Genomic DNA, 23386 nt, shown 5'->3' on the forward strand with positions numbered 1-23386 from the left:
GCGGCCACCACACCAACCGCCACCGGCCCCCACCCCCACGGCGCCCCCCCCCACTTCTCTCAGCTACTTGCTAGCGGTGAGCTTTCAGCTCTGGCCGCCGGCGAGCTTCTCGCGGAGGGCGGCGAGCGCCTCGTCCGACGCCAGGGCGCCGGAGTTGTCGTCCGACTCCGAGGAGTAGGAACCGCCGCCGCCGCCACCGGAGGCAGCCGGAGCCGCGCTGGAGGTGCTGGCACCCTCAGCCTCGGCCTGCGCGTCGGCCTCGCGGGACTTGATGACCTGAGCCTGGTGCTGCTCGAAGCGCTGCTGCGCCTCGGCGTACTGGTTCTCCCACACCTCACGCTGGGACTCGAAGCCCTCGAGCCAGTCGTTGGTCTCGGGGTCGAAGCCCTCGGGGTAGATGTAGTTGCCCTGGTCGTCGTACGACGCGGCCATGCCGTACAGGGTCGGGTCGAACTCGACCGAGGCCGGGTCGGCACCGAAGGACTCGTTGGCCTGCTTCAGCGAGAGGCTGATGCGACGACGCTCGAGGTCGATGTCGATGACCTTGACGAAGATCTCGTCGTTGACCTGGACGACCTGCTCCGGGATCTCCACGTGGCGCTCGGCCAGCTCGGAGATGTGGACCAGACCCTCGATGCCCTCGTCCACGCGGACGAACGCACCGAACGGAACGAGCTTGGTGACCTTACCCGGGACGACCTGACCGATCTGGTGGGTCCGGGCGAACTGCTGCCACGGGTCTTCCTGCGTCGCCTTGAGCGACAGGGAGACACGCTCGCGGTCCATGTCGACGTCGAGGACCTCGACGGTGACTTCCTGGCCGACCTCGACAACCTCGGAGGGGTGGTCGATGTGCTTCCAGGAAAGCTCGGAGACGTGCACCAGACCGTCGACGCCACCCAGGTCCACGAAGGCACCGAAGTTGACGATCGAGGAGACGACGCCGGAGCGGACCTGACCCTTCTGGAGGGTCGTGAGGAACGTCTGGCGGACCTCGGACTGGGTCTGCTCCAGCCAGGCGCGGCGGGACAGGACCACGTTGTTGCGGTTCTTGTCCAGCTCGATGATCTTGGCCTCGAGCTCCTTGCCCACGTAGGGCTGGAGGTCGCGGACACGGCGCATCTCGACGAGAGAAGCCGGCAGGAAGCCACGGAGGCCGATGTCGAGGATGAGACCACCCTTGACAACCTCGATGACGGTGCCGGTGACGATGCCGTCCTCTTCCTTGATCTTCTCGATGGTGCCCCAGGCGCGCTCGTACTGGGCACGCTTCTTCGAGAGGATCAGGCGGCCTTCCTTGTCCTCCTTCTGGAGAACCAGGGCCTCGATCTCGTCGCCGACCTTGACGACCTCGTTCGGGTCGACGTCGTGCTTGATCGAGAGCTCGCGGCTCGGGATGACACCTTCGGTCTTGTAACCGATGTCGAGCAGGACCTCGTCCCGGTCGACCTTCACGATGACGCCGTCGACGATGTCGCCGTCGTTGAAGTACTTGATCGTCTCGTCGATCGCGGCGAGGAATGCTTCCTCGTTACCGATGTCGTTGACCGCTACCTGCGGCGTGGTAGAGGTGGTCTCGGTGCTGCTCGTCATGTGGGAAAGGGCTCCGGTACGGACAGTGAGTCGTAGGTACTGCTTACGCCGGGAGCCCGTTTCGCCCTGTCGAAGCCGGACAGTGAAGGAAGCGCCCGACCCGGCCTGGCCGGAGGCGCCTCGAAAACCGAGGGGACATACATACAGTGGCGAGCACAGCCTGCTACGTCTGAGGAGCGCAGGCCCGCAGCGCAACTTGTAGCATACGGGGGCAGCCGGGCAGGGTCAATGCGCGAAGGCGCACACCCGGGGCGGAACGCCGCAATCCCGGCACAAGTCCTGTCTCACAAGGCCACGCGGGCAGTAGGACGCCTCTGTCGTGACACGCCCGAGACGGCTTGGACGGAAGAGTACGACGAGGGAGCCGATCATCCAAGAGCCCGAACCGCTCGAACCGGAAGCCACCCGACGTGACGCGGATCTCATCGAGAGTTCCCGGGCGAATCGGGGCTGGTGGGACCGGAACGCGGACGACTACCAGATCGAGCACGGCACGTTCCTCGGCGACGACCGGTTCGTGTGGTGTCCCGAGGGTCTCGACGAGGTGGAGGCCGAGCTGCTGGGCCCCCCGGAGGACCTCAAGGGCAAGGACGTCCTGGAGATCGGCGCCGGCGCGGCACAGTGCTCGCGCTGGCTGGCCGGGCAGGGCGCGCGCCCCGTGGCCCTCGACCTCTCCCACCGCCAGCTCCAGCACGCGCTGCGCATCGGGGGCTCCGTGCCCCTCGTGGAGGCGGACGCGAGCGCGCTGCCCTTCGCGGACGGCTCCTTCGACCTCGCGTGCTCGGCGTACGGCGCGCTGCCTTTCGTCGCCGATCCGGTGCTGGTGATGAGGGAGGTCCACCGGGTGCTGCGCCCCGGCGGCCGTTTCGTCTTCTCCGTCACGCACCCGGTCCGCTGGGCGTTCCCCGACGAGCCGGGCCCCGAGGGCCTGTCGGTGGCCGCGTCCTACTTCGACCGCACCCCGTACGTGGAGCAGGACGAGGAGGGCCGCGCGGTCTACGTCGAGCACCACAGGACGCTCGGCGACCGGGTGCGTGACGTGGTGGCCGGCGGTTTCCGCCTGGTCGACGTCGTCGAGCCCGAGTGGCCCGCGTGGAACACCCAGGAGTGGGGCGGCTGGTCCCCGCTGCGCGGGAACCTCATCCCGGGCACGGCGATCTTCGTCTGCGAACGGGACTGACGGACACCCGTCCGGCGCTCGTACGAGACTGGGGTCGTGATCCGTTACGAAGCCCTGGACACGCTGCCCGTGCGCGGCGCCTTGCCCTCCGTTGACGACGCCCTGGAGGGACACGGCGCCGCGGTGCTGGTGGCGCCGCCCGGCACCGGCAAGACGACGCTGGTGCCGCTCGCCCTGGCCGGTCTCCTGGACGACGGGCGCCCGCCGCGCCGGGTGGTGGTGGCCGAGCCGCGCCGGATCGCGGCTCGGGCGGCCGCCCGGCGGATGGCGTGGCTGCTGGGCGAGAAGCTCGGGGAGAGCGTCGGCTTCACGGTGCGCGGGGAACGCGTGGTCGGCCCCCACGCGCGCGTGGAGGTCGTCACGACCGGGGTCCTGCTCCAGCGGCTCCAGCGGGACCAGGAGCTCGCGGGCGTCGACGTGGTCGTGCTCGACGAATGTCACGAGCGGCATCTGGACGCCGACACGGTGGCCGCGTTCCTCCTCGACGTGCGGGCCGCGCTCCGTCCTGAACTGCGGCTGGTCGCCGCGTCCGCGACGACGGACGCCGCGGGCTGGGCCCGGCTCCTGGGCGACGCGCCGGTCGTCGAGGCGGCGGGGGTCTCGTATCCGGTCGAGACGGTCTGGGCGCCGCCCGCGCGCCCCGTACGGCCCCCGCACGGGATGCGGGTCGATCCGGCCTTGCTGACCCATGTGGCGTCCACGGTGCGGCGGGCCCTGGCCGAGCGCTCGGGGGACGTCCTGTGCTTCCTTCCCGGGGTCGGGGAGATCGCGCGGGTGGCCGGGCAGCTCGGCGGTATCGGGGACGTCGATGTCCTTCAGGTGCACGGACGGGCTCCGGCGGCGGTGCAGGACGCGGTGCTCACGGCCGGTGCGCGGCGCCGGGTGGTCCTCGCGACCTCGGTCGCCGAGTCGTCGCTGACGGTTCCGGGAGTGCGGGTGGTCGTGGACTCCGGGCTCGCCCGGGAGCCGAGGGTGGACCACGCGCGTGGGCTGAGCGCCCTGGCGACCGTACGGGCCTCGCAGGCGGCCGGGCGGCAGCGGGCGGGGCGCGCGGCCCGTGAGGCGCCGGGCGCGGTCTACCGCTGCTGGGCCGAGGCGGAGGACGGCCGTCTGGCGCGGTTCCCGGACCCCGAGATCAAGGTGGCCGACCTGACGGCGTTCGCGCTCCAGGCGGCCTGCTGGGGGGATCCCGGGGCGACGGGGCTGGCCCTGCTGGATCCGCCGCCGGGTGGGGCGATGGCGGCGGCGCGGGCCGTCCTGTCGGCCGTGGGCGCGGTGGACGCCGCGGGGCGCGCGACGGAACGAGGTGTGCGCATGTCCCGGCTGGGCCTGCACCCCCGGCTGGCGCGCGCCCTGCTGGACGCGACCCCGCGCGTGGGCGCGGCCCGGGCCGCCGACGTGGTCGCCCTGCTGAGCGAGGAACCCCCGCGCGAGTACGGCGACGACCTGGCCGCGGCCTGGCGCACCGCCCGGCGCGGCGGCGACGCCTACGCGGCCCGCTGGCGCGCCGAGTCCCGCCGCCTGCGCTCGTCGGCGGCCGGCCTCGCGGATGCCTCGGTCTCCGCGGGTTCGGCGTCCGCCGCCTCCGCCGCCGCCTCGGTTTCGGCCTCCGCACCCGGCACTGGCACTGGCACCGGCACCGGCACCGGCACCGGCCAAGCGCCCTCTTCGAGTCCCCCTTCCCTCGACTCCTCCTCTGCTTCTCCTGTCTCCCCCGTCTCCTCTCTCTCCTCTTCCTCTCCGGGCGGGCGTGCCGGGGAGGCGGAACCCGGGGACGACCGGGTGGTCGGGCTTGTCGCCGCGCTGGCGTTCCCCGAGCGCGTCGCGCATCTGCGGGGCGGCTCTCACCTCATGGTCGGCGGGACCCGCGCCGACGCCGGCGAGGGTTCCGTCCTGCGCGGTGCTCCCTGGCTCGCGGTGGCCGTCGCCGACCGTCCCGTCGGCAGGGGGCACGCGCGCGTGCGGCTCGCCGCGGTGATCGACGAACCGACGGCACGGCGGGCCGCCGCCGGCCTGTACGACGAGGGCGACGAGGTCCACTGGGCCGGGGGCGACGTCGTCGCCCGGCGGGTGGAGCGGCTCGGGGCGGTGGAGCTGGCCGTGCGGCCGCTGCGCGACGCGGACCCCGGCCTCGTACGGGAGGCGCTGCTCGAAGGGCTGCGGGAGGAGGGCTTCGGTCTGCTGCGGTGGTCGGCGGACGCCGAGGTGCTGCGGCAGCGGCTCGCGTTCCTGCGCCGGCGGCTCGGCGACCCGTGGCCGGATGTCTCCGCGGAGGCCCTCCACGCGCGCGTGAGCGAGTGGCTGGAGCCGGAGCTGAGCCGTGCGCGGCGGCGCGCGGATCTGGCGCGGATCGACGCCGGACAGGCGCTGAACCGGCTGCTGCCCTGGGCCACGGGGGAGGCGGCCCGGCTGGACGAGCTGGCGCCCGAGCGGATCGAGGTGCCGAGCGGGTCGAGGATCCGCGTCGACTACGCCGATCCGGCGCAGCCGGTGCTCGCTGTGAAGCTGCAGGAGATGTTCGGGCTCCAGGCGTCCCCGGCGGTGGCCGGTGTGCCCGTACTCGTGCATCTCCTGTCTCCCGCGGGGCGGCCCGCGGCGGTGACCGCCGATCTCGCGTCCTTCTGGAAGGACGGCTACAAGGGCGTACGGGCCGAGCTGCGCGGCCGCTATCCCAAGCATCCGTGGCCCGAGGACCCGGCGACCGCCGAGGCGACGCGGTACACGAACGCTCGGCTCAGGCGCTGACGGGCTCGGGGTCGGCGGCGGGGGCGGGCGCGGGTTCGCCCGGCCTGCGGCCGCGGGCCTCCAGGTACAGCGAGAGCGACAGCAGGGCCGCGCCCAGGAGCAGGAAGCCCCAGGGAAGGTATGAGGTCATCATCAGGACCAAGGTGCGGTTGGACTTGACGAGGTCGACGGTGTGCCGGGTGTAGTCCTCGCGCATCTTCACGTCCCCGGAGAACGCGGTCACCTTGTCGCGGCCGCCCAGGAGTGTGCCGCCGCGGAGTTCCTCCTTGTGGATCTCCTCGCCGTAGACGGGCGCTCCGGTGACCGGTTCGACCCAGAACCTGCGGACCGTGGTGTACCAGCGAGTGGTGCCGGTCTTGGCCAGGGACTCGGGGGTGACGCCCTGGACGGGCATGACCTTGGGGAACTTCACCTTCGTCCAGGGGATGGTCTGCTCGAAGTAGTAGACCTTGACGCCCCGGAAGGCCGTGGTGCCCTTGTAGTGGATGGGCGCCGAGGTGCGGGTCTGCGCGTCGAAGTACTCGTAGTCCCGTTTCTCGGTCCTGAAGGGCCACTTGAACTCGATGCCCTGGCGGGTGACGGGGTCACCGTCGACGGACTCGCCGGTGGCGGGGACGGGTTCCTGGCTGTGCGCGTCGAAGATGTAGCGCTCGGGGAGCTTGGAGACCATTTTCCCGTCGGGGCCCTGGACGTAGGAGAGGGAGTCCCAGACGACGACGTCACGGCCGGCGGTCCGCTCGATCTTCTCGGAGGCCTCGACGTTGCCCTTGAGGGTCTGGACGACGGTGACCTTGGAGACCTTCCTGGCCTTCATGGTGCCGTAGTCGAGCAGGGTCGCGTCCTTCGCCTCCAGGACCATGTCCTGGTACTGGCCGGCGGGGATCTTGGCCAGGCGCGGGAAGGCGTACCAGCGCAGCAGCGGGGACAGCGCCGCGAAGAACACGGCGAGCGCGAGCAGGATCAGGCTTGCCTTGCGGCGCATCTCGACGGCCCTCCCGGTGCGTGCGTCAGGGGTGCTTGGGGACGGTGGTGAGCAGCGGCTTCGGCGAGGTGTGTCCGGCCGGCGAGCCCATGGCCGTGACGGTCAGGACCAGCGCGAACGCGACGGCGAGACCGGTCGCGGCGGCGATGAGGGCACGCATGCGGGCCTCCCGGGGCCAGGAGCTGATACATCGTCAGGTCCGGCACCGTAGCAACGGCGGGGCGAGATGAGAACACGTCGCACACACAACGGATCAGGGCGCCCCCGCGGCGTGAGCCGGGAGGGCGCCCTGGAGGCGAGCCGTGCCGCGCGGCGGCGGCTGGGTTCTAGGAGGCGGAGGGAGAGGCGGTGGGAGTGGCGGTGGCGGGAGCGGCGGCCACCGTCAGTTCGACGGTCAGGGTCGCCCCGCCCGTGGTGGTGACGCGGAGCAGGAAGGTGCCGGTGGTGTCGTCGGCGTACAGCTTCGGCAGCTTGAGCAGGCCGTCCGCGTCGGTGGCCAGGGCGCCGAGGGTGCGCACGGGCTTGCCGTCCGCGTCCTTGAAGTAGGGGCCCTTGTCGTTCTCCGTGGCATCGTCGGCGGACTTGACCAGGGTCGCGGTCGCGGCGACCTTGCCCGCCACCGCGCCCTTGTAGGTGGCCTTCACCTCGACCTGGTCGGCGAACTCGCCGCCCGCAACGCAGGTCAGCGCGGTGTCGGCGGTGCGGGCCAGCGCGTCGGCCTGGCGCGCGGTGACGCTCGCCGTGTAGTCGAGGCCGGCCATGACGCGGCCCACGACGGTGACGCGGACGGTGAAGTCGCCCGTCTTCTCACCCGCCACGAGCGCGGGCGCGGTGGCCATGCCGAGCTTGTTGGTGACCTGTGTGGCGACGCTCTCTCCGCCGGTGAAGGTCGCGTCGGTGTCGCCGACGATGGTGAACCGCACCCGGACCTTCGCCACGGCCTTGTCGGCCTTGTCGTCGGTGCGCACCGCGAGCTTCTGCGCGAACGTGTCCCCGGCGGTCGCCGTGAGCTTGCCGGCGCCCATGTTCGTCAGGTGGTCCACCGTCTCGGTGGGCGTCGGCGTGGAGGTGGGCGGGGTCGTCGGGGGCTGTGTGGCCGGCGGGGTCGGGGTGGCGGGAGGGGTCGGCTCCGGAGCCGGGCTCGACGGGCCGGGGCTGCTCGGCGAGGACGGCTCGGTAGGACTGGGGCTCGGCGAGGTGGGCTCGTCACTGTTGTGCGAGGGCAGCGATCCGGTGCCGTCCGGCACCTCGTGCGTGCCCTTGCGGTAGTACTCCAGCCACGACAGGACGGTGTTCAGGTACGCCGTCGAGTTGTTGTAGCTGAGGATCGCCGCGTTCATCTGCGCCTGGACGGCCATGTCGTGGTCGAAGCGGCACAGGTAGTGCCCCGCGGCCAGCGCCGCGTCGTAGATGTTGTTCGGGTCCTTCTTGCCGTCGCCGTTGCCGTCGCGGCCCGCCCACTTCCAGGTGGAGGGGATGAACTGCATGGGCCCCACCGCGCGGTCGAAGGTGCTGTCGCCGTCGTACGCGCCGTTGTCGGTGTCCTTGATGTTGGCGAATCCGTAGCCGTTCAGGACCGGGCCGAGAATGGGTGACAGGGTCGTGCCGTTCGCGTCGACACGGCCGCCGCGGGCCTGGCCCGACTCGACCTTGCCGATGGCGGCGAGGAGCTGCCAGGGCAGGTTGCAGGTCGGCTTGGACTCGCGCAGCGACGCCTCGGCCTGCTTGTAGGCGGCCAGCACGGTGGCGGGGATGCCCGCCTCGGCGGCGCCCGTGGCGGCGGGCGTGTCGCTTCCCGTGGTCGGCGCGGGGTTGGGACTCTGCAGCGGCGGAAGGTCCGTGTAGTAGCGGCCGTTGCCGGTCGCGGTGCCGTCATCGCCCGCGTCGCCGGTGCCCAGGCCGAGGTCGGCGCCCGCCGACTGCCGGCCGTGGTCGCCGGTGATCGCTCCCGGGCCCTGGGAGGCGGACAGAGCCGCGACCGCGAGCGCGGCCACAGCGGTGGTTGCCGCGCCCTTGCGCAGCCTCCTGCCGAATTGCGCCGCCATCGAGTGAACCCCTCCCACGGACGACCGGTGTGACCCTGTCGTCTCTCAGTCCTGCGCTGCCGCTGTCCGCGGCCGTGCTCCCCGCACGGCAACCCAAGCGACCCTACGACAACTTCCGTCGCCCAGAGACCTGTTCGCGCCCGATATTCACCAGTTGGCCATGAGCCGTCGTCCCGCATACTGGCCTCCGGTGATCAACCGGCCGAACATAGCCGGTCAACAGGAGACGCAGGGGGACGATTTGCCCTTCACTCTCAGTCACGCGGCCGCCGTGCTGCCCGCGATCCGCGGGAACGGAAACGGCCGCGGGCGATTGATTCCCGCCGTTCTCGTGGCGGGTTCCTTCGCTCCCGACATGACCTACTACGCGGCGAGCGTGGTATCCGGGGCCATGGAGTTCGGCGCGTTCACCCACAAGTTCACCGGCGTGTTCACGGTCGATGTGGTCATCGCATGGGCGCTGGTGGGCGCCTGGCTGGTGCTGCGCGAACCGCTGGTGGCGCTGATGCCCGCGGCACGACAGGGGCGCACGGCACTGCTTCTGCGCTGTGGAGCCGCGCGCGAGCCGGTGCGTGCGCCGACCGTTCTCCGCTGGTACGCCTCCGCGGTGCTCGGCGCGCTGACGCACGTCGTCTGGGACGCGTTCACCCATCACGACCGGTGGGGCGTGGAGCTCTTCCCCGTTCTCGGACACACCCTCGCGGGCTCGCCGCTCTACTGGTACGTCCAGTACGGCAGTTCGGCGGTCGCGGCCGTCGTGATCGTGACGTGGGTGGTGCTCGCGCTGCGCCGCGCCCCGGACGGTCCCGCCGTCGCCGTGCCCGTCCTGTCCACCGCCGACCGGTGGCTGGCCGCGGCGGTGATCGGCGGCCTCGCGCTGGCCTCCGCGGTGCAGCGGGCGGTGCGCTGGTGGGCGTACTGGAAGTCCGTCGCGAAGCCGTGGGAACTCATTCCGGCCCTGTGCTTCGGCGGGGGCGCCGGACTGGTCCTCGGCCTCTTCCTGTACGTCCTCGCGGTCAGGATCTGGCGTCCCGCTCCGGCTCGTCCCGCCCCTGAGGCGGCGCGTACGGAGCCGAGCCGTCCCGCCGCCCGCTGACCGCCCCACCCGCGGTGAGACCCCGGAGCAGCCCGCGCCCCCGGCCGATGCCCCGGTGCACGGCTCGGGCGACCCGCTCGACGACACGGGCGCGGTACGGCATCGTCGGATGGTCGTACGACAGGACGATGACCCGGTAGCTGCGGGCCGGGCCGGTGAAGGAACCGATGCCGTGGACTCGACCGCCGTTCGCGGCCCGGGGCAGCCGGCCGGTCGAGATGTGCGCCCCCGGACGGCGCGACAGGCCGGGGAACGCGCCGCGAGGCCGGCCGTCACGGAGCCGCGCGAACTCCCGCAGGCGCCGCGCGCCGGCCCTCCAGCACGCGCGGGCGCCGGACACGACCGCCGGCCAGGGCCGCGACCGGTCACGGGCCGTGGCGCGGGCCTGGCCGCCTCCCTCGTCGTCGCGCACCGACACCAGGACCGTGCCCGGGCGCGCGGACAGCGCCGCCTGGAGATCGCGGGACAGCCGGGTCCCGAAATCCTCGTCACGGGAGGAACCGCCGGACCCCAGGAGCTGGGCGGTGCCCGCTCCGGCCGCGACCGCGGGTACCGGCGCGAGCAGCACCGGGACGACGGCCGCGGCCACCGTCGCGGTCGCGACCACCACGGTCGTGGCCATGGCCGTACGGCGGTGCAGCGTGCGTATACCCATGCCCGCATCCTTACGTCGCCCTCCGGCCCGGGGCTCCCTGTGAGAGCCACGCGAGTGACGAGCCCGCACAAGCACCCGAGCCGCCCGCGCAGACACCCCGAGCCGCCCGCACCGCGGCCGGAGACGCCCGAGGGCCGCGGGTCCCGCACCTCCTGGTGCCGGACCCGCGGCCCTCGGAAGAAGGCGCCCCGTACCTAGTGCGCGGCCGACTCCCAGTCCCGGCCCACGCCGACGGAGACGTCCAGCGGGACCTGGAGCCGGACCGCCGACGCCATCTCGTGGCGCAGCAGCTCCTCGGTCCGCTCCCGCTCACCGGGAGCGATCTCCAGGACGATTTCGTCATGGACCTGGAGCAGCATGCGGGAGTCCAGCTTCGCCTCGCGCAGCGCCCGGTCCACGTTGAGCATCGCGATCTTCACGATGTCGGCGGCCGTGCCCTGGATGGGCGCGTTCAGGGCCATGCGCTCGGCCGCCTCACGACGCTGACGGTTGTCGCTGTTGAGATCCGGCAGATAGCGGCGGCGCCCGAACAGCGTCGCCGTGTAGCCCGTGGCCCGGGCCTCGTCGACCGCACGGCGCAGATAGTCCCGTACACCGCCGAAGCGTTCGAAGTACGTGTCCATCAGCCCACGGGCCTCGCCCGCCTCGATGTTGAGCTGCTGGGACAGACCGAACGCCGACAGCCCGTACGCGAGACCGTACGACATCGCCTTGATCTTGCGGCGCATCTCGGCGTCCACAGCGGACCGCTCCACCGAGAACACCTGGGAGGCGACGGTGGTGTGCAGGTCCTCACCGGAGGTGAACGCCTCCAGCAGACCCTCGTCCTCGGACAGATGGGCCATCACCCGCAGCTCGATCTGGCTGTAGTCCGCGGTCATCAGGCACTCGAAGCCCTCACCGACGACGAAGCCGCGACGGATCGCCCGGCCCTCGTCCGTGCGCACCGGGATGTTCTGCAGGTTCGGATCGGTCGACGACAGACGGCCGGTCGCCGCGACCGTCTGGTTGTAGGTGGTGTGGATACGGCCGCCGGCGGCGATCGACTTGATCAGGCCCTCGACCGTGACACGCAGCTTGGCCTGCTCACGGTGTCGGAGCATGATCACGGGCAGTTCGTTCTCGGTCTGCGTCGCCAGCCAGGCCAACGCGTCCGCGTCCGTCGTGTAACCCGTCTTCGTCTTCTTCGTCTTCGGCAGGGCCAGTTCACCGAAGAGGACTTCCTGGAGCTGCTTGGGCGAACCGAGGTTGAACTCGTGCCCGGCGGCCGCGTGCGCCTCCTTCACCGCCTGCTGCACCGCGCCGGCGAACGTCTGCTCCATGGTCTCCAGGTGCGCCCGGTCCGCCGCGATGCCGTACCGCTCCAGCCGCGCCAGCAGGCTGGACGTGGGCAGCTCCATGTCCCGCAGCAGATCCGCCGCGCCGACCTCCTGGAGCTTCTCCCCGAACGCCTCCCCGAGATCGAGGATCGTGCGGGCCTGCGCCATCAGCGCGTCGGCCTCGGCCTGCTCGTCCGTACCGAAGGCGAGCTGTCCGTCGGCAGCGGCGGCGGGCCCGAGCTCCCGGCCCAGATACTCCAGGGACAGCGCGTCCAGCGCGAAGGAACGGCGGCCCGGCTTGACCAGATAGGCGGCGAGCGCCGTGTCCATGGTCACGCCCTCGATGGTCCAGCCGTGCTCGGCGAAGACCCGCATCACACCCTTGGCATTGTGCATGACCTTGTGCCGGTGCGGGTCGGCGAGCCACGCGGCGAACGCGTTCTCGTCGGACTCGTCCAGCCGGGACGGGTCGAACCAGACCGCGGGACCCGCCCCCGCGGCGAGCGCCACCTCGGCGACCGACCCCGAGCCCAGCGCCCACGAGTCGACCGTGGACACACCCAGCACCTCGGTGCCGTGTTCGGCGAGCCACGGCTTCAGCTCGCCCGCGCCCAGCACCGTCCCGTCGATCTCGACGCCCTCGGCGGCCGGCCGCGCCTCCTCGGCCTCCCCGGCTCCCGGATCAACGGCGAGGAGCCGCTCACGCAGCGAGGGGTTACGGATCTCCAGCGTGTCCAGGACCATAGCCAGAGCCGTACGGTCGTACGCCGCCCGCTCCAGGTCCCCGACCGTCCGGGGCAGCTCGACGTCCTTCACCATCTCCGTGAGCCGGCGGTTGAGCTTCACCGCCTCCAGGTGGTCGCGCAGGTTCTGTCCCGCCTTGCCCTTGACCTCCTCGACCCGCTCGACCAGCTCCGCGAACGAACCGAACTGGTTGATCCACTTCGCGGCCGTCTTCTCACCCACACCGGGAATGCCCGGCAGGTTGTCCGACGGGTCGCCGCGCAGCGCCGCGAAGTCCGGATACTGCGCCGGCGTCAGCCCGTACTTCTCGAAGACCTTCTCCGGGGTGAACCGGGTCAGCTCGGAGACACCCTTCGTCGGATACAGGACTGTCGTGTGCTCCGAGACGAGCTGGAAGGAGTCACGGTCACCCGTGACGATCAGCACGTCGAAGCCCTCGGCCTCCGCCTGCGTGGCGAGCGTCGCGATGATGTCGTCGGCCTCGAACCCGTCCACCGCGAACCGCTGCGCGTTCATCGCGTCCAGCACCTCGCCGATCAGCTCGACCTGCCCCTTGAACTCGTCCGGGGTCTTCGACCTGTTCGCCTTGTACTCGGTGAACTCCTCCGAACGCCACGTCTTGCGCGAGACGTCGAACGCCACAGCGAAATGCGTGGGCGACTCGTCGCGCAGCGTGTTCGCCAGCATCGACGCGAAACCATAGATGGCGTTCGTCGGCTGACCCGTCGCGGTGGTGAAGTTCTCCGCGGGCAGCGCGAAGAACGCGCGGTAGGCCAGCGAGTGCCCGTCCATGAGCATCAGGCGCGGGCGGCCCGTACCTGCGGTTTTCTCGGTCTTCTTCGATGCTGTCTCTGCCACACCCCCGATCCTGCCACGGCCCGCTGACAACGAGAGCCCTCCCGGCCCGGCCCACCCCCTCCCCGCCCCGGATTCCCACAACCCACGGCCAACGCTGTCGGTCACGCGTGCGAGGATCGAAGAGGTACGAACACACGCACAGCGACGTGCGCACGCGAAGGGGTTCAGCGATGGCCAGCAAGCCGCCGAAAAGCGATCCGGTCCAGGACGCGCCGCAGGTAGCCGGACCGAAGCACGCCGCGGCCGGGCTCCCCGCCATCGGACACACCCTGCGCATCGCCCAGCAGCAGATGGGCGTCCGCCGCACCGCGCTCACCCTCCTGCGCGTCAACCAGAAGGACGGCTTCGACTGCCCCGGCTGCGCCTGGCCCGAGCCCGAGCACCGGCACACCGCGGAGTTCTGCGAGAACGGCGCCAAGGCCGTCGCCGAGGAAGCCACCCTGCGCCGGGTGACCCCGGACTTCTTCGCCGCACACCCCGTCTCCGACCTCGCCGGCCGCAGCGGCTACTGGCTCGGACAGCAGGGCCGCCTCACCCACCCCATGTACCTGGCCGAGGGCGCCGACCACTACGAGCCCGTCGGCTGGGACCGCGCCTTCGACATCGTCGCCGAGGAACTCGCCGCGCTCGGCTCCCCCGACGAAGCCCTCTTCTACACCTCGGGCCGCACCAGCAACGAGGCCGCGTTCCTCTACCAGCTCTTCGCCCGCCAGCTCGGCACGAACAACCTGCCGGACTGCTCGAACATGTGCCACGAGTCGTCCGGCTCCGCGCTCAACGAGACCATCGGCATCGGCAAGGGCAGCGTCCTGCTCGAGGACCTCTACAAAGCGGACCTGATCATCGTCGCCGGACAGAACCCCGGCACGAACCACCCGCGCATGCTCTCCGCCCTGGAGAAGGCCAAGACCAACGGCGCGAAGATCATCACTGTCAACCCGCTGCCCGAAGCGGGCATGGAACGCTTCAAGAACCCGCAGACCCCCCAGGGCATGGTCAAGGGCGCCGCCCTCACCGACCTCTTCCTGCAGATCCGCATCGGCGGCGACCAGGCCCTCTTCCGCCTGCTGAACAAGCTGATCCTCGACACCGAGGGCGCCGTCGACGAGACGTTCGTCGCCGAACACACCCACGGCTTCGAGGACTTCGCCGAGGCCGCCCGCGCCGCCGACTGGGACGAGACCCTCACCGCCACCGGCCTCACCCGCGACAGCATCGACGAGGCCCTGAAGATGGTCCTCGCCTCCCAGCGCACCATCGTGTGCTGGGCGATGGGCCTCACCCAGCACAAGCACTCCGTCCCCACCATCCGCGAAGTCGTCAACTTCCTGCTGCTGCGCGGCAACATCGGGCGCCCCGGCGCCGGCGTCTGCCCCGTCCGCGGACACTCCAACGTCCAGGGCGACCGCACGATGGGCATCTTCGAACGCCCCGCCCCCGCCTTCCTCGACGCCCTGGAGAAGGAATTCGGCTTCAAGCCGCCCCGCGAACACGGCTACGACGTCGTACGGGCCATCCGCGCGCTGCGCGACGGCGACGCGAAGGTCTTCTTCGCCATGGGCGGCAACTTCGTCTCCGCCTCCCCCGACACCGACGTCACCGAGGCGGCCATGCGCCGCGCCCGGCTCACCGTCCACGTCTCCACCAAACTCAACCGCTCGCACGTCGTCACCGGCGCACGCGCCCTCATCCTGCCCACCCTCGGACGCACCGAACGCGACCTCCAGGACGGCGGCGAGCAGTTCGTGACCGTCGAGGACTCCATGGGCATGGTGCACGCCTCACGCGGCCGCCTGGAGCCCGCGAGCCCCCACCTGCTGTCCGAGCCCGCCATCGTCGCCCGCCTCGCCCGCAGGGTCCTCGGCGAGGCCGGCAGCACCCCCTGGGAAGAGTTCGAGAAGGACTACGCGACCATCCGCGACCGCATAGCCCGCGTGATCCCCGGCTTCCAGGACTTCAACGCGCGCGTGGCCGACCCCGCAGGCTTCACCCTGCCCCACGCCCCCCGCGACGAACGCCGCTTCCCGACGGCCACCGGCAAGGCCAACTTCACCGCCGCGCCCGTCGAACACCCCGAACTCCCCGCAGGCCGTCTGCTGCTGCAGACCCTGCGCTCCCACGACCAGTACAACACCACTATCTACGGACTCGACGACCGATACCGGGGCATCAAGAACGGCCGCCGGGTCGTCCTCGTCAACCCCGACGACGCCCGCGAACTGAAGATCGCGGACGGCTCGTACGTCGACCTCGTCGGCGAGTGGAAGGACGGCGTGGAACGGCGCGCGCCCGGCTTCCGCGTCGTGCACTACCCCACCGCCCGGGGCTGCGCCGCCGCCTACTACCCCGAGACGAACGTCCTGGTCCCCCTGGACTCGACCGCCGACACGAGCAACACCCCCGCCAGCAAATCCGTGGTCGTCCGTCTGGAACAATCGACAGCCGACTGAGCGTTCGCTCAGCAAAGGGACAGCCACGACGACGTGGTCCACGACGAACGGAGCCGGGCCCCATGGGCGAACAGCACACCCCGAAGTTCCCGCAAGGGGTCATCGACGAGTACGCCGCGCTCGGCGTCGACCTGCCCGCGCTCTTCTCCGCGGGCCACCTCGGCAACCGCATGGGCGTCCAGATCACCGAGGCCTCCGCGGACCGCGTCGTGGGCACCATGCCCGTCGAGGGCAACACCCAGCCCTACGGCCTGCTCCACGGGGGAGCCTCCGCCGTCCTCGCCGAGACCATCGGCTCCGTCGGCGCCATGCTCCACGGCGGCATCACGAAGATCGCCGTCGGCGTCGACCTGAACTGCACGCACCACCGCGGCGTCCGCTCCGGCCTCGTGACCGGCGTGGCCACGCCCGTCCACCGCGGACGCACCTCGGCGACGTACGAGATCGCCATCACCGGCGAGGACGGCAAGCGCGTCTGCAGCGCCCGCCTCACCTGCATCCTCAAGGACGCCCCCCAGAGCTGATCCCGGCTCCCGGGGCGCTCCGGGGTGTACGCGGATCCCCGGGGCTCCTGGGGCACGCGGACCCTCCGGGGCTTCGCGGCGCGCGGATCACCCCGGCTCCCGCGGCGAGCGGATCCCGCGAGCACTCCGAGGCCCGCGGGCTCCGGTGGCCCCTTCGCGGGGTTCACCGGCCCACCGGAATTGCACGGAGCCCCCGGAACTGCACGCAGCCCCGGAGTTCCGTCGGCCCTCCGAAGTCCAACCTCCGGACTCCTGGCTCCCGTTGGGCCGCGCCCCGGCGCGGCCCGCGGTGGCCCGCACGGGCACGGAATGTCGTCGCGATCGCAATCGGCGGCCCCGTCGCCCGCCTCAGCGCCGTCCGTGACCGCAGAGAGGGCCGCGCCCCGGACACAAGAGCCCTGGCGGCACGCGCACTCCCTTCCGCTTCGTGGGCGGCACCGTGCGCCGCACGGCCGGCACCGCCCACAAGTAGGCTCCGGTCCGCCCGAGTTGAGTACGGCGGCCCCCACCTCCGCAGCCACTGACAGTGAGGGCCGGAAACGCCCGCCTCATCACCTTGCGCGGCCCCGTATACAACCGCGCCCGCCCGCCGCCCGGCATCCAGGCTCCCCCGCCCCGACCTGCCCGTCCGCGACGACAACGCACAGCAACAGCAAAGCCTCACTTCGGCGGCATCCGGCAGCCCGGCGCGAAGACCGTCACGCGCGCCCCCCGCTTCCCCAACGCGCCCTCCCCCACACCCACTTCACCCGGCCAGGACACCGCCGACCGCCTCATGCGGCGGTAACACACGGTTACCTCTGCCGCAATAAAGCAATCCCCCCGCCGCGAGCCGCGCCGCACCACGCCCCCGATGGCTCCCCGAACCGCCACCGGGCGTACAGCTTCCGGTATCCGCCATCAACCCGGAACAGCGCGTTCTCACCATGCGAACACACAACCGCCTCCGGGGGACGCGCCGAAATGCTCCGATCGTCCGCCCCACGCCCCGCAAGGCACCCCCCGGATAACAAGAGCGTCACAGCCTTCCCCACGCTCCTCCCCACCCCCCCAACCTGCGCTTATAGTCACGGCCAGTCACCGCGCCGCCGGGCGCGTCACTGCACGGCCCTGCTTCATCCAGTACGGCCCGGCGAGAAACACGGCCCCCACCCTGGGGTGCCGCGCCAGGGAGAGGATTCAACGTGCGACAGCGTTCTATGGTCATACTCACCGCCGTGCTCACGACAGGAGCACTCACGCTGACCGCCTGCGGCTCGCGCGACGACAGCGGCGACAGCAAGAGCGACAAGAAGACCGAGATCATCATCGGCGTGGACGCGCCGCTGACCGGCCAGAACTCGGCCACCGGCCTCGGCATCCAGGGCGGCGTCCAGATCGCCGTGGACGACGCCAACAAGAACAACACCGTTCCCGGCGTGACCTTCAAGGTCAAGGCGCTCGACGACAAGGCCATCCCGGCCTCCGGCCAGGCCAACGCCACCCAGCTCGTCCAGGACGACAAGGTCCTCGGCGTGGTCGGCCCGCTGAACTCCGGCGTCGCCACCCAGATGCAGCAGGTCTTCGACACGGCCGGCCTCGTCCAGATCTCCCCGTCCAACACCGCCCCGGAGCTCACCCAGGGCAAGAACTGGCAGACCGCCAAGTCCCGCCCGTTCAAGACCTACTTCCGTACCGCCACCACCGACGCCCTCCAGGGCGGCTTCGCGGCCGACTACGCCTACAACACGCTGAAGAAGCGCAAGGTGTACGTCGTCGACGACAAGCAGACCTACGGCGCCGGCCTCGCCAAGCTCTTCAAGGCCGGCTTCACCAAGGCCGGCGGCAAGCTCGCGGGCGAGGACCACGTCAACACCGGCGACACGGACTTCTCCGCCCTCGTCACCAAGATCAAGAACTCCAAGGCCGACCTCGTCTACTACGGTGGCCAGTACGACGAGTCCGAGAAGCTCACCAAGCAGCTCAAGGACGGCGGAGCCAAGATCCCGCTGTTCGGTGGTGACGGCATGTTCTCCGACACCTACATCCAGACCGCCGGCAAGACCTCCGAGGGCGACCTCGTCACCTCGGTCGGCGCGCCCGTCGACTCCCTGCCCTCCGCCGCCGACTTCATCAAGAAGTACAAGGCCTCCGGCCTCAAGGGCGACTACGGCACCTACGGCGGCTACTCCTACGACGCCGCCACGGCCATCATCAAGGCCATCGGCGCTGTCGTGAAGGACGGCAAGATCCCGGACGGCGCCCGCGCCAAGATCGTCGCCGAGGTCCAGAAGACGAAGTTCGACGGCATCGCCGGCCCCGTCTCCTTCGACGAGTACGGCGACACCACGAACAAGCAGCTCACCGTCTACCAGGTCGTCGACGGCAAGTTCAAGGCCGTCAAGAGCGGTACGTTCACCGGCTGATCCAGCGACACCCGGGCCACTCCGGTGGATCGGTCCACCACCAGGCGACGGCGCCCCGAGCGGCACCACACGCCCGGTCCGATCCACCGGACAGGCCCTCAGCACAACCCCAGGGCCGCGCGGCCACGACCACACGTCACCGCGCGGCCCGCTCCATACGCCCTGCTCAACTCTCCCCACCACATGGAGGCCACGCGGTGAACACCCTGCCGCAGCAGCTGGCCAACGGGCTGTTCCTCGGCTCGATGTACGGGCTGATCGCCATCGGCTACACGATGGTGTACGGCATCGTCCAGCTCATCAACTTCGCCCACGGCGAGATCTTCATGACCGGCGGCTTCGGCGCACTCTCGGTCTACCTCTACGTTCTGCCAAACGGCACATCCATGTGGATAGCCCTCCCAGCGATGCTGATAGGCGGCGGACTCGTCTCCGTCCTCATCGCCGTCGGGGCCGAACGCTTCGCCTACCGGCCCCTACGCGGAGCGCCACGCCTCGCCCCCCTCATCACCGCCATCGGTCTGTCCCTGGCCCTCCAGCAGGTCGTCTTCAACACCTACCCGGACGCCAAGACCGACCTGACGTTCCCCCAGCTCCCCTTCGGCCCCTGGCACATCGGCTCCGTCAGCATCCAGAGCGGCTCCGTCTTCGTCATCGTCGCCGCCCCCCTGTGCATGGCAGCCCTCGCCCTCTTCGTCAGCATGTCCCGCACCGGCCGCGCCATGCAGGCCACCGCGCAGGACCCTGACACCGCACAGCTCATGGGCATCGACACCAACCGCATCATCGTCATCGCCTTCGCCATCGGCGGCTTCTTCGCCGCCGTCGCGGCCGTCGCCTACGGCCTGCGCTACGGCACCGTCAAGTACGACATGGGCTTCCAGATGGGCCTCAAGGCCTTCACCGCGGCCGTCCTCGGCGGCATCGGCAACATCTACGGCGCCATGATCGGCGGCCTCGTCCTCGGCCTCGCCGAGACCCTGGCCACCAGCTACATCGACGGCATCCCCGGCATGCAGCAGCTCGGCGGCGGCGGCTGGTCCTCCGTCTGGGCCTTCGTACTCCTCATCCTCGTACTGCTGTTCAGGCCACAAGGCCTCGTCGGCGAACGCGTCGCGGACAGGGCGTGAGCACCATGGCAACCACCGAGACCACCACGCCCGAGCGCGGCCTGATCGCACTCCCCGAGAGCGCGGCCCGCGTCGTCATCGCGATCGGCGCCATCGCCACCATCGCCAGCACCTTCATGTCCTGGACCTACACGTCCGACTTCCCCGGGGACCTCACCTACTACGGCTCCCCGGCCGGACTCCAGGTCCTCGACATCGTCGCCGGCGCCCTCACGCTCCTCTTCGCCCTGACCCTGTGGAACGTCCGCGGCCTCGGCTGGCTCAACCCGGCGGGCGCCACCCAGCCCGTCGTCCTCGCCGCCGCCTCCGCGTTCGCCGTCAGCTGGTTCAGCGCCATCGCCATCGCCGTCGACCTCAAGGGCCTCGTCGCACTCGACCCCGGCGCCTACCTCGCCGCCGTCGGCTCCCTCGTCGCCCTCCTCGGCACCCTGGCACTCCCCAAGCCCGGGAACACCTTCAAGGACTACATCACCAAGCCCGACCTCATCCCGCCGGCCGCCAAACTGGCCGGCTGGGCCGAGCGCCTCGTCATCACCGCCGCCACCGCCGTGGCACTGATCATCTTCAACTACGGCATCGGCGTCGACCCCGACGCGAGCGAAACGTTCCTGGGCTACCTCTTCCTCGTCGTCTTCGGCGCCTGGGCCCTCCAGACCGCCGGACTCTTCGACCGCTTCGCGCAGCTGAACGCCCGCCACAAGGGATTCGCCACCACCATGGCCTTCCTCGCCGCGGCGATCTTCCCCTACGTCGCGGACAACGAGCACAACTCCAACGTCGGTGTGAGCATTCTCGTGGTCGGCACCGTCGCCCTCGGCCTCAACATCGTCGTCGGCCTCACCGGACTCCTCGACCTCGGATACGTCGCCTTCCTCGGCGTCGGCGCCTACGCCGCGGCCCTCGTCTCCGGCTCCGAGTTCTCCCGCTTCTCCGGCGTCCAGTTCCCCTTCTGGGCCGCCATGCTCACCGGCATGGCAGCATCGCTCGTCTTCGGCGTCCTCATCGGCGCCCCCACCCTGCGACTGCGCGGCGACTACCTCGCCATCGTGACCCTGGGCTTCGGAGAGATCTTCCGCATCGCCGTCAACAACCTGGACGGCACCTCCGGACCCAACCTCACCAACGGCCCCAACGGCATCTCCATGATCCCGGACCTCAACATCTTCGGGTTCGACTTCGGTGCCACCCACGAAGTCGCCGGCCACGCCCTCGGCCGCTTCGCCAACTACTTCCTGCTGATGCTGCTCATCACGGGACTCGTCGTCGTCGTCTTCTCCCGCGCCGCCGACTCCCGGATCGGCCGCTCCTGGATCGCCATCCGCGAGGACGAGACCGCCGCCACCGCCATGGGCATCAACGGCTTCCGCGTCAAGCTCGTCGCCTTCGCCCTCGGCGCCTCCCTCGCCGGCCTCGCCGGAACGGTGAGCGCCCACGTCGGCTACAGCGTCAACCCGGCCCCGTACCAGTTCGCCGGCTCCGTACCCCCGAACTCCGCCTTCCTCCTCGCGGCGGTCGTTCTCGGCGGCATGGGCACGGTCAGCGGACCCATCCTCGGCGCCACCCTGCTCTACCTCCTCCCTGAGAAGCTCCAGTTCCTCAAGGAGTACCAACTCCTCGCCTTCGGCGTCGCGCTCGTCGTCCTCATGCGCTTCCGCCCCGAAGGCATCATCGCCAACCGCCGCAACCAGCTCGAATTCCACGAGAGCGACGACAGCGACGAGACCGTCCACATCCCCGAACAAGGCCTGCCCGACTCCACCGTCGGCGTCACCAAGGCAGGGGCGTAACCAACATGACCACCACCACAGCCCCCAGCCCCGTCCTCGAAGCCACCGGCGTCACCATGCGCTTCGGCGGCCTCACCGCCGTCCGCAACGTCGACCTCACGGTCAACGCCGGAGAGATCGTCGGCCTCATCGGCCCCAACGGCGCGGGCAAGACCACCTTCTTCAACTGCCTCACCGGCCTTTACGTCCCCACCGAGGGCAAAGTCGCCTACAAGGGCAAGGTCCTGCCCCCCAAGCCGCACCTGGTCACCAGCGCCGGCATCGCCCGCACCTTCCAGAACATCCGGCTCTTCGCCAACATGACCGTCCTGGAGAACGTGCTCGTCGGACGCCACACCCGCACCAAGGAAGGCCTCTGGTCGGCCCTCCTGCGCGGCCCCGGCTTCCGCAAGGCCGAAGCCACCTCCCGCGAACGCGCCATGGAACTGCTGGAGTTCATCGGCCTCGACCACAAGGCCGACCATCTCTCCCGCAACCTCCCCTACGGCGAGCAGCGCAAGCTGGAGATCGCGCGAGCCATGGCGAGCGAGCCGGGCCTGCTCCTCCTGGACGAGCCCACCGCCGGCATGAACCCGCAGGAAACCCGCGCGACCGAAGAACTCGTCTTCGCCATCCGCGACCGCGGCATCGCCGTCCTCGTCATCGAGCACGACATGCGCTTCATCTTCAACCTGTCCGACCGCGTGGCCTGCCTCGTCCAGGGCGAGAAGCTCGTCGAAGGCACCTCCGAGGTCGTCCAGGGCGACGAACGCGTCATCGCCGCCTACCTCGGCACCCCCTTCGAGGGCGCCCCCGGCGCCGACGAACTCGCCGAGGTCGAGGCCGCCGAAGCCGCCGGAACGGCCGCGGAAGCCCAGCCCGCGACCGAGGAAGCCGCCGACACCCCGGCAGCCGCCCCGGCCGACGACACCACGGAAGCCCCCGCGGCCGAGGAGGCCGAGGAGACCCCGGCAGCCGAGGACAGCACGGCGACCGAGGACACCACGGACACCGACGAAGCCCCCGCGGCCTCCGAGGAGCCCGCGGACGCCACCCCGTCCGAAGACTCCGACGCACCCACCGCGTCCGACGACTCCGACGCGCAGGGCAGCACCACCAAGGAAGGAAACGCCCAGTGACCGCACTGCTCGAGGTCGAAGACCTCAAGGTCGCCTACGGCAAGATCGAAGCCGTCAAGGGCATCTCCTTCACCGTCGAAGCCGGCCAGATCGTCACCCTCATCGGCACCAACGGCGCCGGCAAGACGACGACCCTGCGCACCCTCTCCGGGCTCCTCAAGCCCAGCGGAGGCCGCATCCTCTTCGACGGCCAGCCTCTCGCCAACATCCCCGCCCACAAGATCGTCTCCCTCGGGCTCGCTCACTCCCCCGAGGGACGGCACATCTTCCCCCGCCTGACCATCGCGGAGAACCTCCAGCTCGGAGCCTTCCTCCGCAGCGACAAGGCGGGCATCGAGAGGGACATCCAGCGCGCCTACGACCTCTTCCCCATCCTGGGAGAACGCCGTAAGCAGGCCGCGGGCACCCTCTCGGGCGGCGAACAGCAGATGCTCGCCATGGGACGCGCCCTCATGTCCCAGCCCAAGCTGCTCATGCTCGACGAGCCCTCCATGGGCCTCTCGCCGATCATGATGCAGAAGATCCTCGCCACCATCGCCGAACTCAAGGCGTCCGGCACCACCATCCTGCTCGTCGAGCAGAACGCCCAGGCGGCGCTCTCGCTGGCCGACCAGGCCCACGTCATGGAGGTCGGCAGCATCGTCCTCTCCGGCACCGGCCAGGACCTGCTCCACGACGAGTCCGTCCGCAAGGCCTACCTCGGCGAGGACTGACCCCCGCGACCCGGTCGCACGAAAAGGCCCGCACCTCCGTCA

The 23386-nt window shown here is 70.7% G+C and carries 16 protein-coding genes; 10 read left to right on the forward strand and 6 right to left on the reverse strand.

The genetic code is table 11. The annotated features are described in order from the left end of the window. Positions 1 to 84: 84 nt before the first annotated feature. Positions 85 to 1593, reverse strand: coding sequence for a 30S ribosomal protein S1 (gene rpsA, locus ACWEBX_RS26670; RefSeq protein ID WP_384795298.1), 1509 nt, complete (start codon positions 1591 to 1593; stop codon positions 85 to 87). A gap of 319 nt (positions 1594 to 1912) precedes the next feature. On the opposite strand from rpsA, the gene ACWEBX_RS26675 reads away from it, so the two are divergent. Next, entirely contained in the window at positions 1913 to 2773 is an 861-nt protein-coding gene (locus ACWEBX_RS26675; protein WP_451887346.1) for a class I SAM-dependent methyltransferase, read from the forward strand. Between the two features lie 36 nt (positions 2774 to 2809). Continuing rightward, a complete protein-coding gene (locus ACWEBX_RS26680; RefSeq protein WP_451887347.1) occupies positions 2810 to 5518 on the forward strand; it encodes an ATP-dependent RNA helicase in 2709 nt (902 codons plus the stop codon). Here the strand turns inward: ACWEBX_RS26680 and ACWEBX_RS26685 are convergent. From ACWEBX_RS26685 to ACWEBX_RS26695, 3 genes are all read right to left on the reverse strand, one after another. Beyond that, a complete protein-coding gene (locus tag ACWEBX_RS26685; RefSeq protein ID WP_451887348.1) occupies positions 5508 to 6500 on the reverse strand; it encodes a DUF3068 domain-containing protein in 993 nt (330 codons plus the stop codon). The genes ACWEBX_RS26680 and ACWEBX_RS26685 overlap by 11 nt on opposite strands. A 25-nt stretch (positions 6501 to 6525) precedes the next feature. Then, positions 6526 to 6660, reverse strand: coding sequence for an SPW_0924 family protein (locus ACWEBX_RS26690; protein WP_451887349.1), 135 nt, complete (start codon positions 6658 to 6660; stop codon positions 6526 to 6528). Between the two features lie 166 nt (positions 6661 to 6826). Further along, complete coding sequence (locus ACWEBX_RS26695) at positions 6827 to 8545, reverse strand: lytic transglycosylase domain-containing protein (RefSeq protein ID WP_451887350.1); 1719 nt, start codon at positions 8543 to 8545, stop codon at positions 6827 to 6829. A 241-nt stretch (positions 8546 to 8786) separates the two neighbouring features. Between ACWEBX_RS26695 and ACWEBX_RS26700 the strand changes: the two genes are divergently transcribed. After that, on the forward strand, positions 8787 to 9641 hold the full coding sequence (locus ACWEBX_RS26700; RefSeq protein ID WP_451887351.1) for a DUF4184 family protein: 855 nt from the start codon (positions 8787 to 8789) through the stop codon (positions 9639 to 9641). Here the strand turns inward: ACWEBX_RS26700 and ACWEBX_RS26705 are convergent. Both ACWEBX_RS26705 and polA read right to left on the reverse strand, forming a co-directional pair. Continuing rightward, a complete protein-coding gene (locus ACWEBX_RS26705) occupies positions 9562 to 10296 on the reverse strand; it encodes a hypothetical protein (RefSeq protein WP_451887352.1) in 735 nt (244 codons plus the stop codon). The two genes, ACWEBX_RS26700 and ACWEBX_RS26705, sit on opposite strands and share 80 nt — an antisense overlap. 194 nt (positions 10297 to 10490) lie before the next feature. After that, on the reverse strand, positions 10491 to 13217 hold the full coding sequence (gene polA / locus ACWEBX_RS26710; RefSeq protein ID WP_451887353.1) for a DNA polymerase I: 2727 nt from the start codon (positions 13215 to 13217) through the stop codon (positions 10491 to 10493). 170 nt (positions 13218 to 13387) lie between these two features. On the opposite strand from polA, the gene ACWEBX_RS26715 reads away from it, so the two are divergent. From ACWEBX_RS26715 to ACWEBX_RS26745, 7 genes are all read left to right on the forward strand, one after another. After that, positions 13388 to 15667: an FdhF/YdeP family oxidoreductase gene (locus ACWEBX_RS26715; RefSeq protein ID WP_451887354.1), complete on the forward strand. Its 2280-nt coding sequence runs from the start codon at positions 13388 to 13390 to the stop codon at positions 15665 to 15667. Between the two features lie 62 nt (positions 15668 to 15729). After that, a complete protein-coding gene (locus ACWEBX_RS26720) occupies positions 15730 to 16191 on the forward strand; it encodes a PaaI family thioesterase (RefSeq protein ID WP_326788392.1) in 462 nt (153 codons plus the stop codon). A 1199-nt stretch (positions 16192 to 17390) separates the two neighbouring features. Continuing rightward, on the forward strand, positions 17391 to 18596 hold the full coding sequence (locus tag ACWEBX_RS26725) for a branched-chain amino acid ABC transporter substrate-binding protein (protein ID WP_451887364.1): 1206 nt from the start codon (positions 17391 to 17393) through the stop codon (positions 18594 to 18596). 197 nt (positions 18597 to 18793) lie between these two features. Further along, positions 18794 to 19726, forward strand: a complete 933-nt coding sequence (locus ACWEBX_RS26730) for a branched-chain amino acid ABC transporter permease (protein WP_451887355.1) — start codon at positions 18794 to 18796, stop codon at positions 19724 to 19726. A gap of 5 nt (positions 19727 to 19731) precedes the next feature. Beyond that, the gene (locus ACWEBX_RS26735) at positions 19732 to 21513 is read left to right on the forward strand and encodes a branched-chain amino acid ABC transporter permease (protein ID WP_451887365.1); all 1782 of its coding nucleotides are present in this window, start codon (positions 19732 to 19734) and stop codon (positions 21511 to 21513) included. A 5-nt stretch (positions 21514 to 21518) separates the two neighbouring features. Continuing rightward, positions 21519 to 22631, forward strand: coding sequence for an ABC transporter ATP-binding protein (locus ACWEBX_RS26740; protein WP_451887356.1), 1113 nt, complete (start codon positions 21519 to 21521; stop codon positions 22629 to 22631). Then, on the forward strand, positions 22628 to 23344 hold the full coding sequence (locus ACWEBX_RS26745) for an ABC transporter ATP-binding protein (protein WP_451887357.1): 717 nt from the start codon (positions 22628 to 22630) through the stop codon (positions 23342 to 23344). Before ACWEBX_RS26740 ends, ACWEBX_RS26745 begins: the two co-directional genes overlap by 4 nt. The last annotated feature ends 42 nt before the right edge of the window (positions 23345 to 23386 follow it).

This window comes from Streptomyces sp. NPDC005070 (assembly GCF_053600395.1).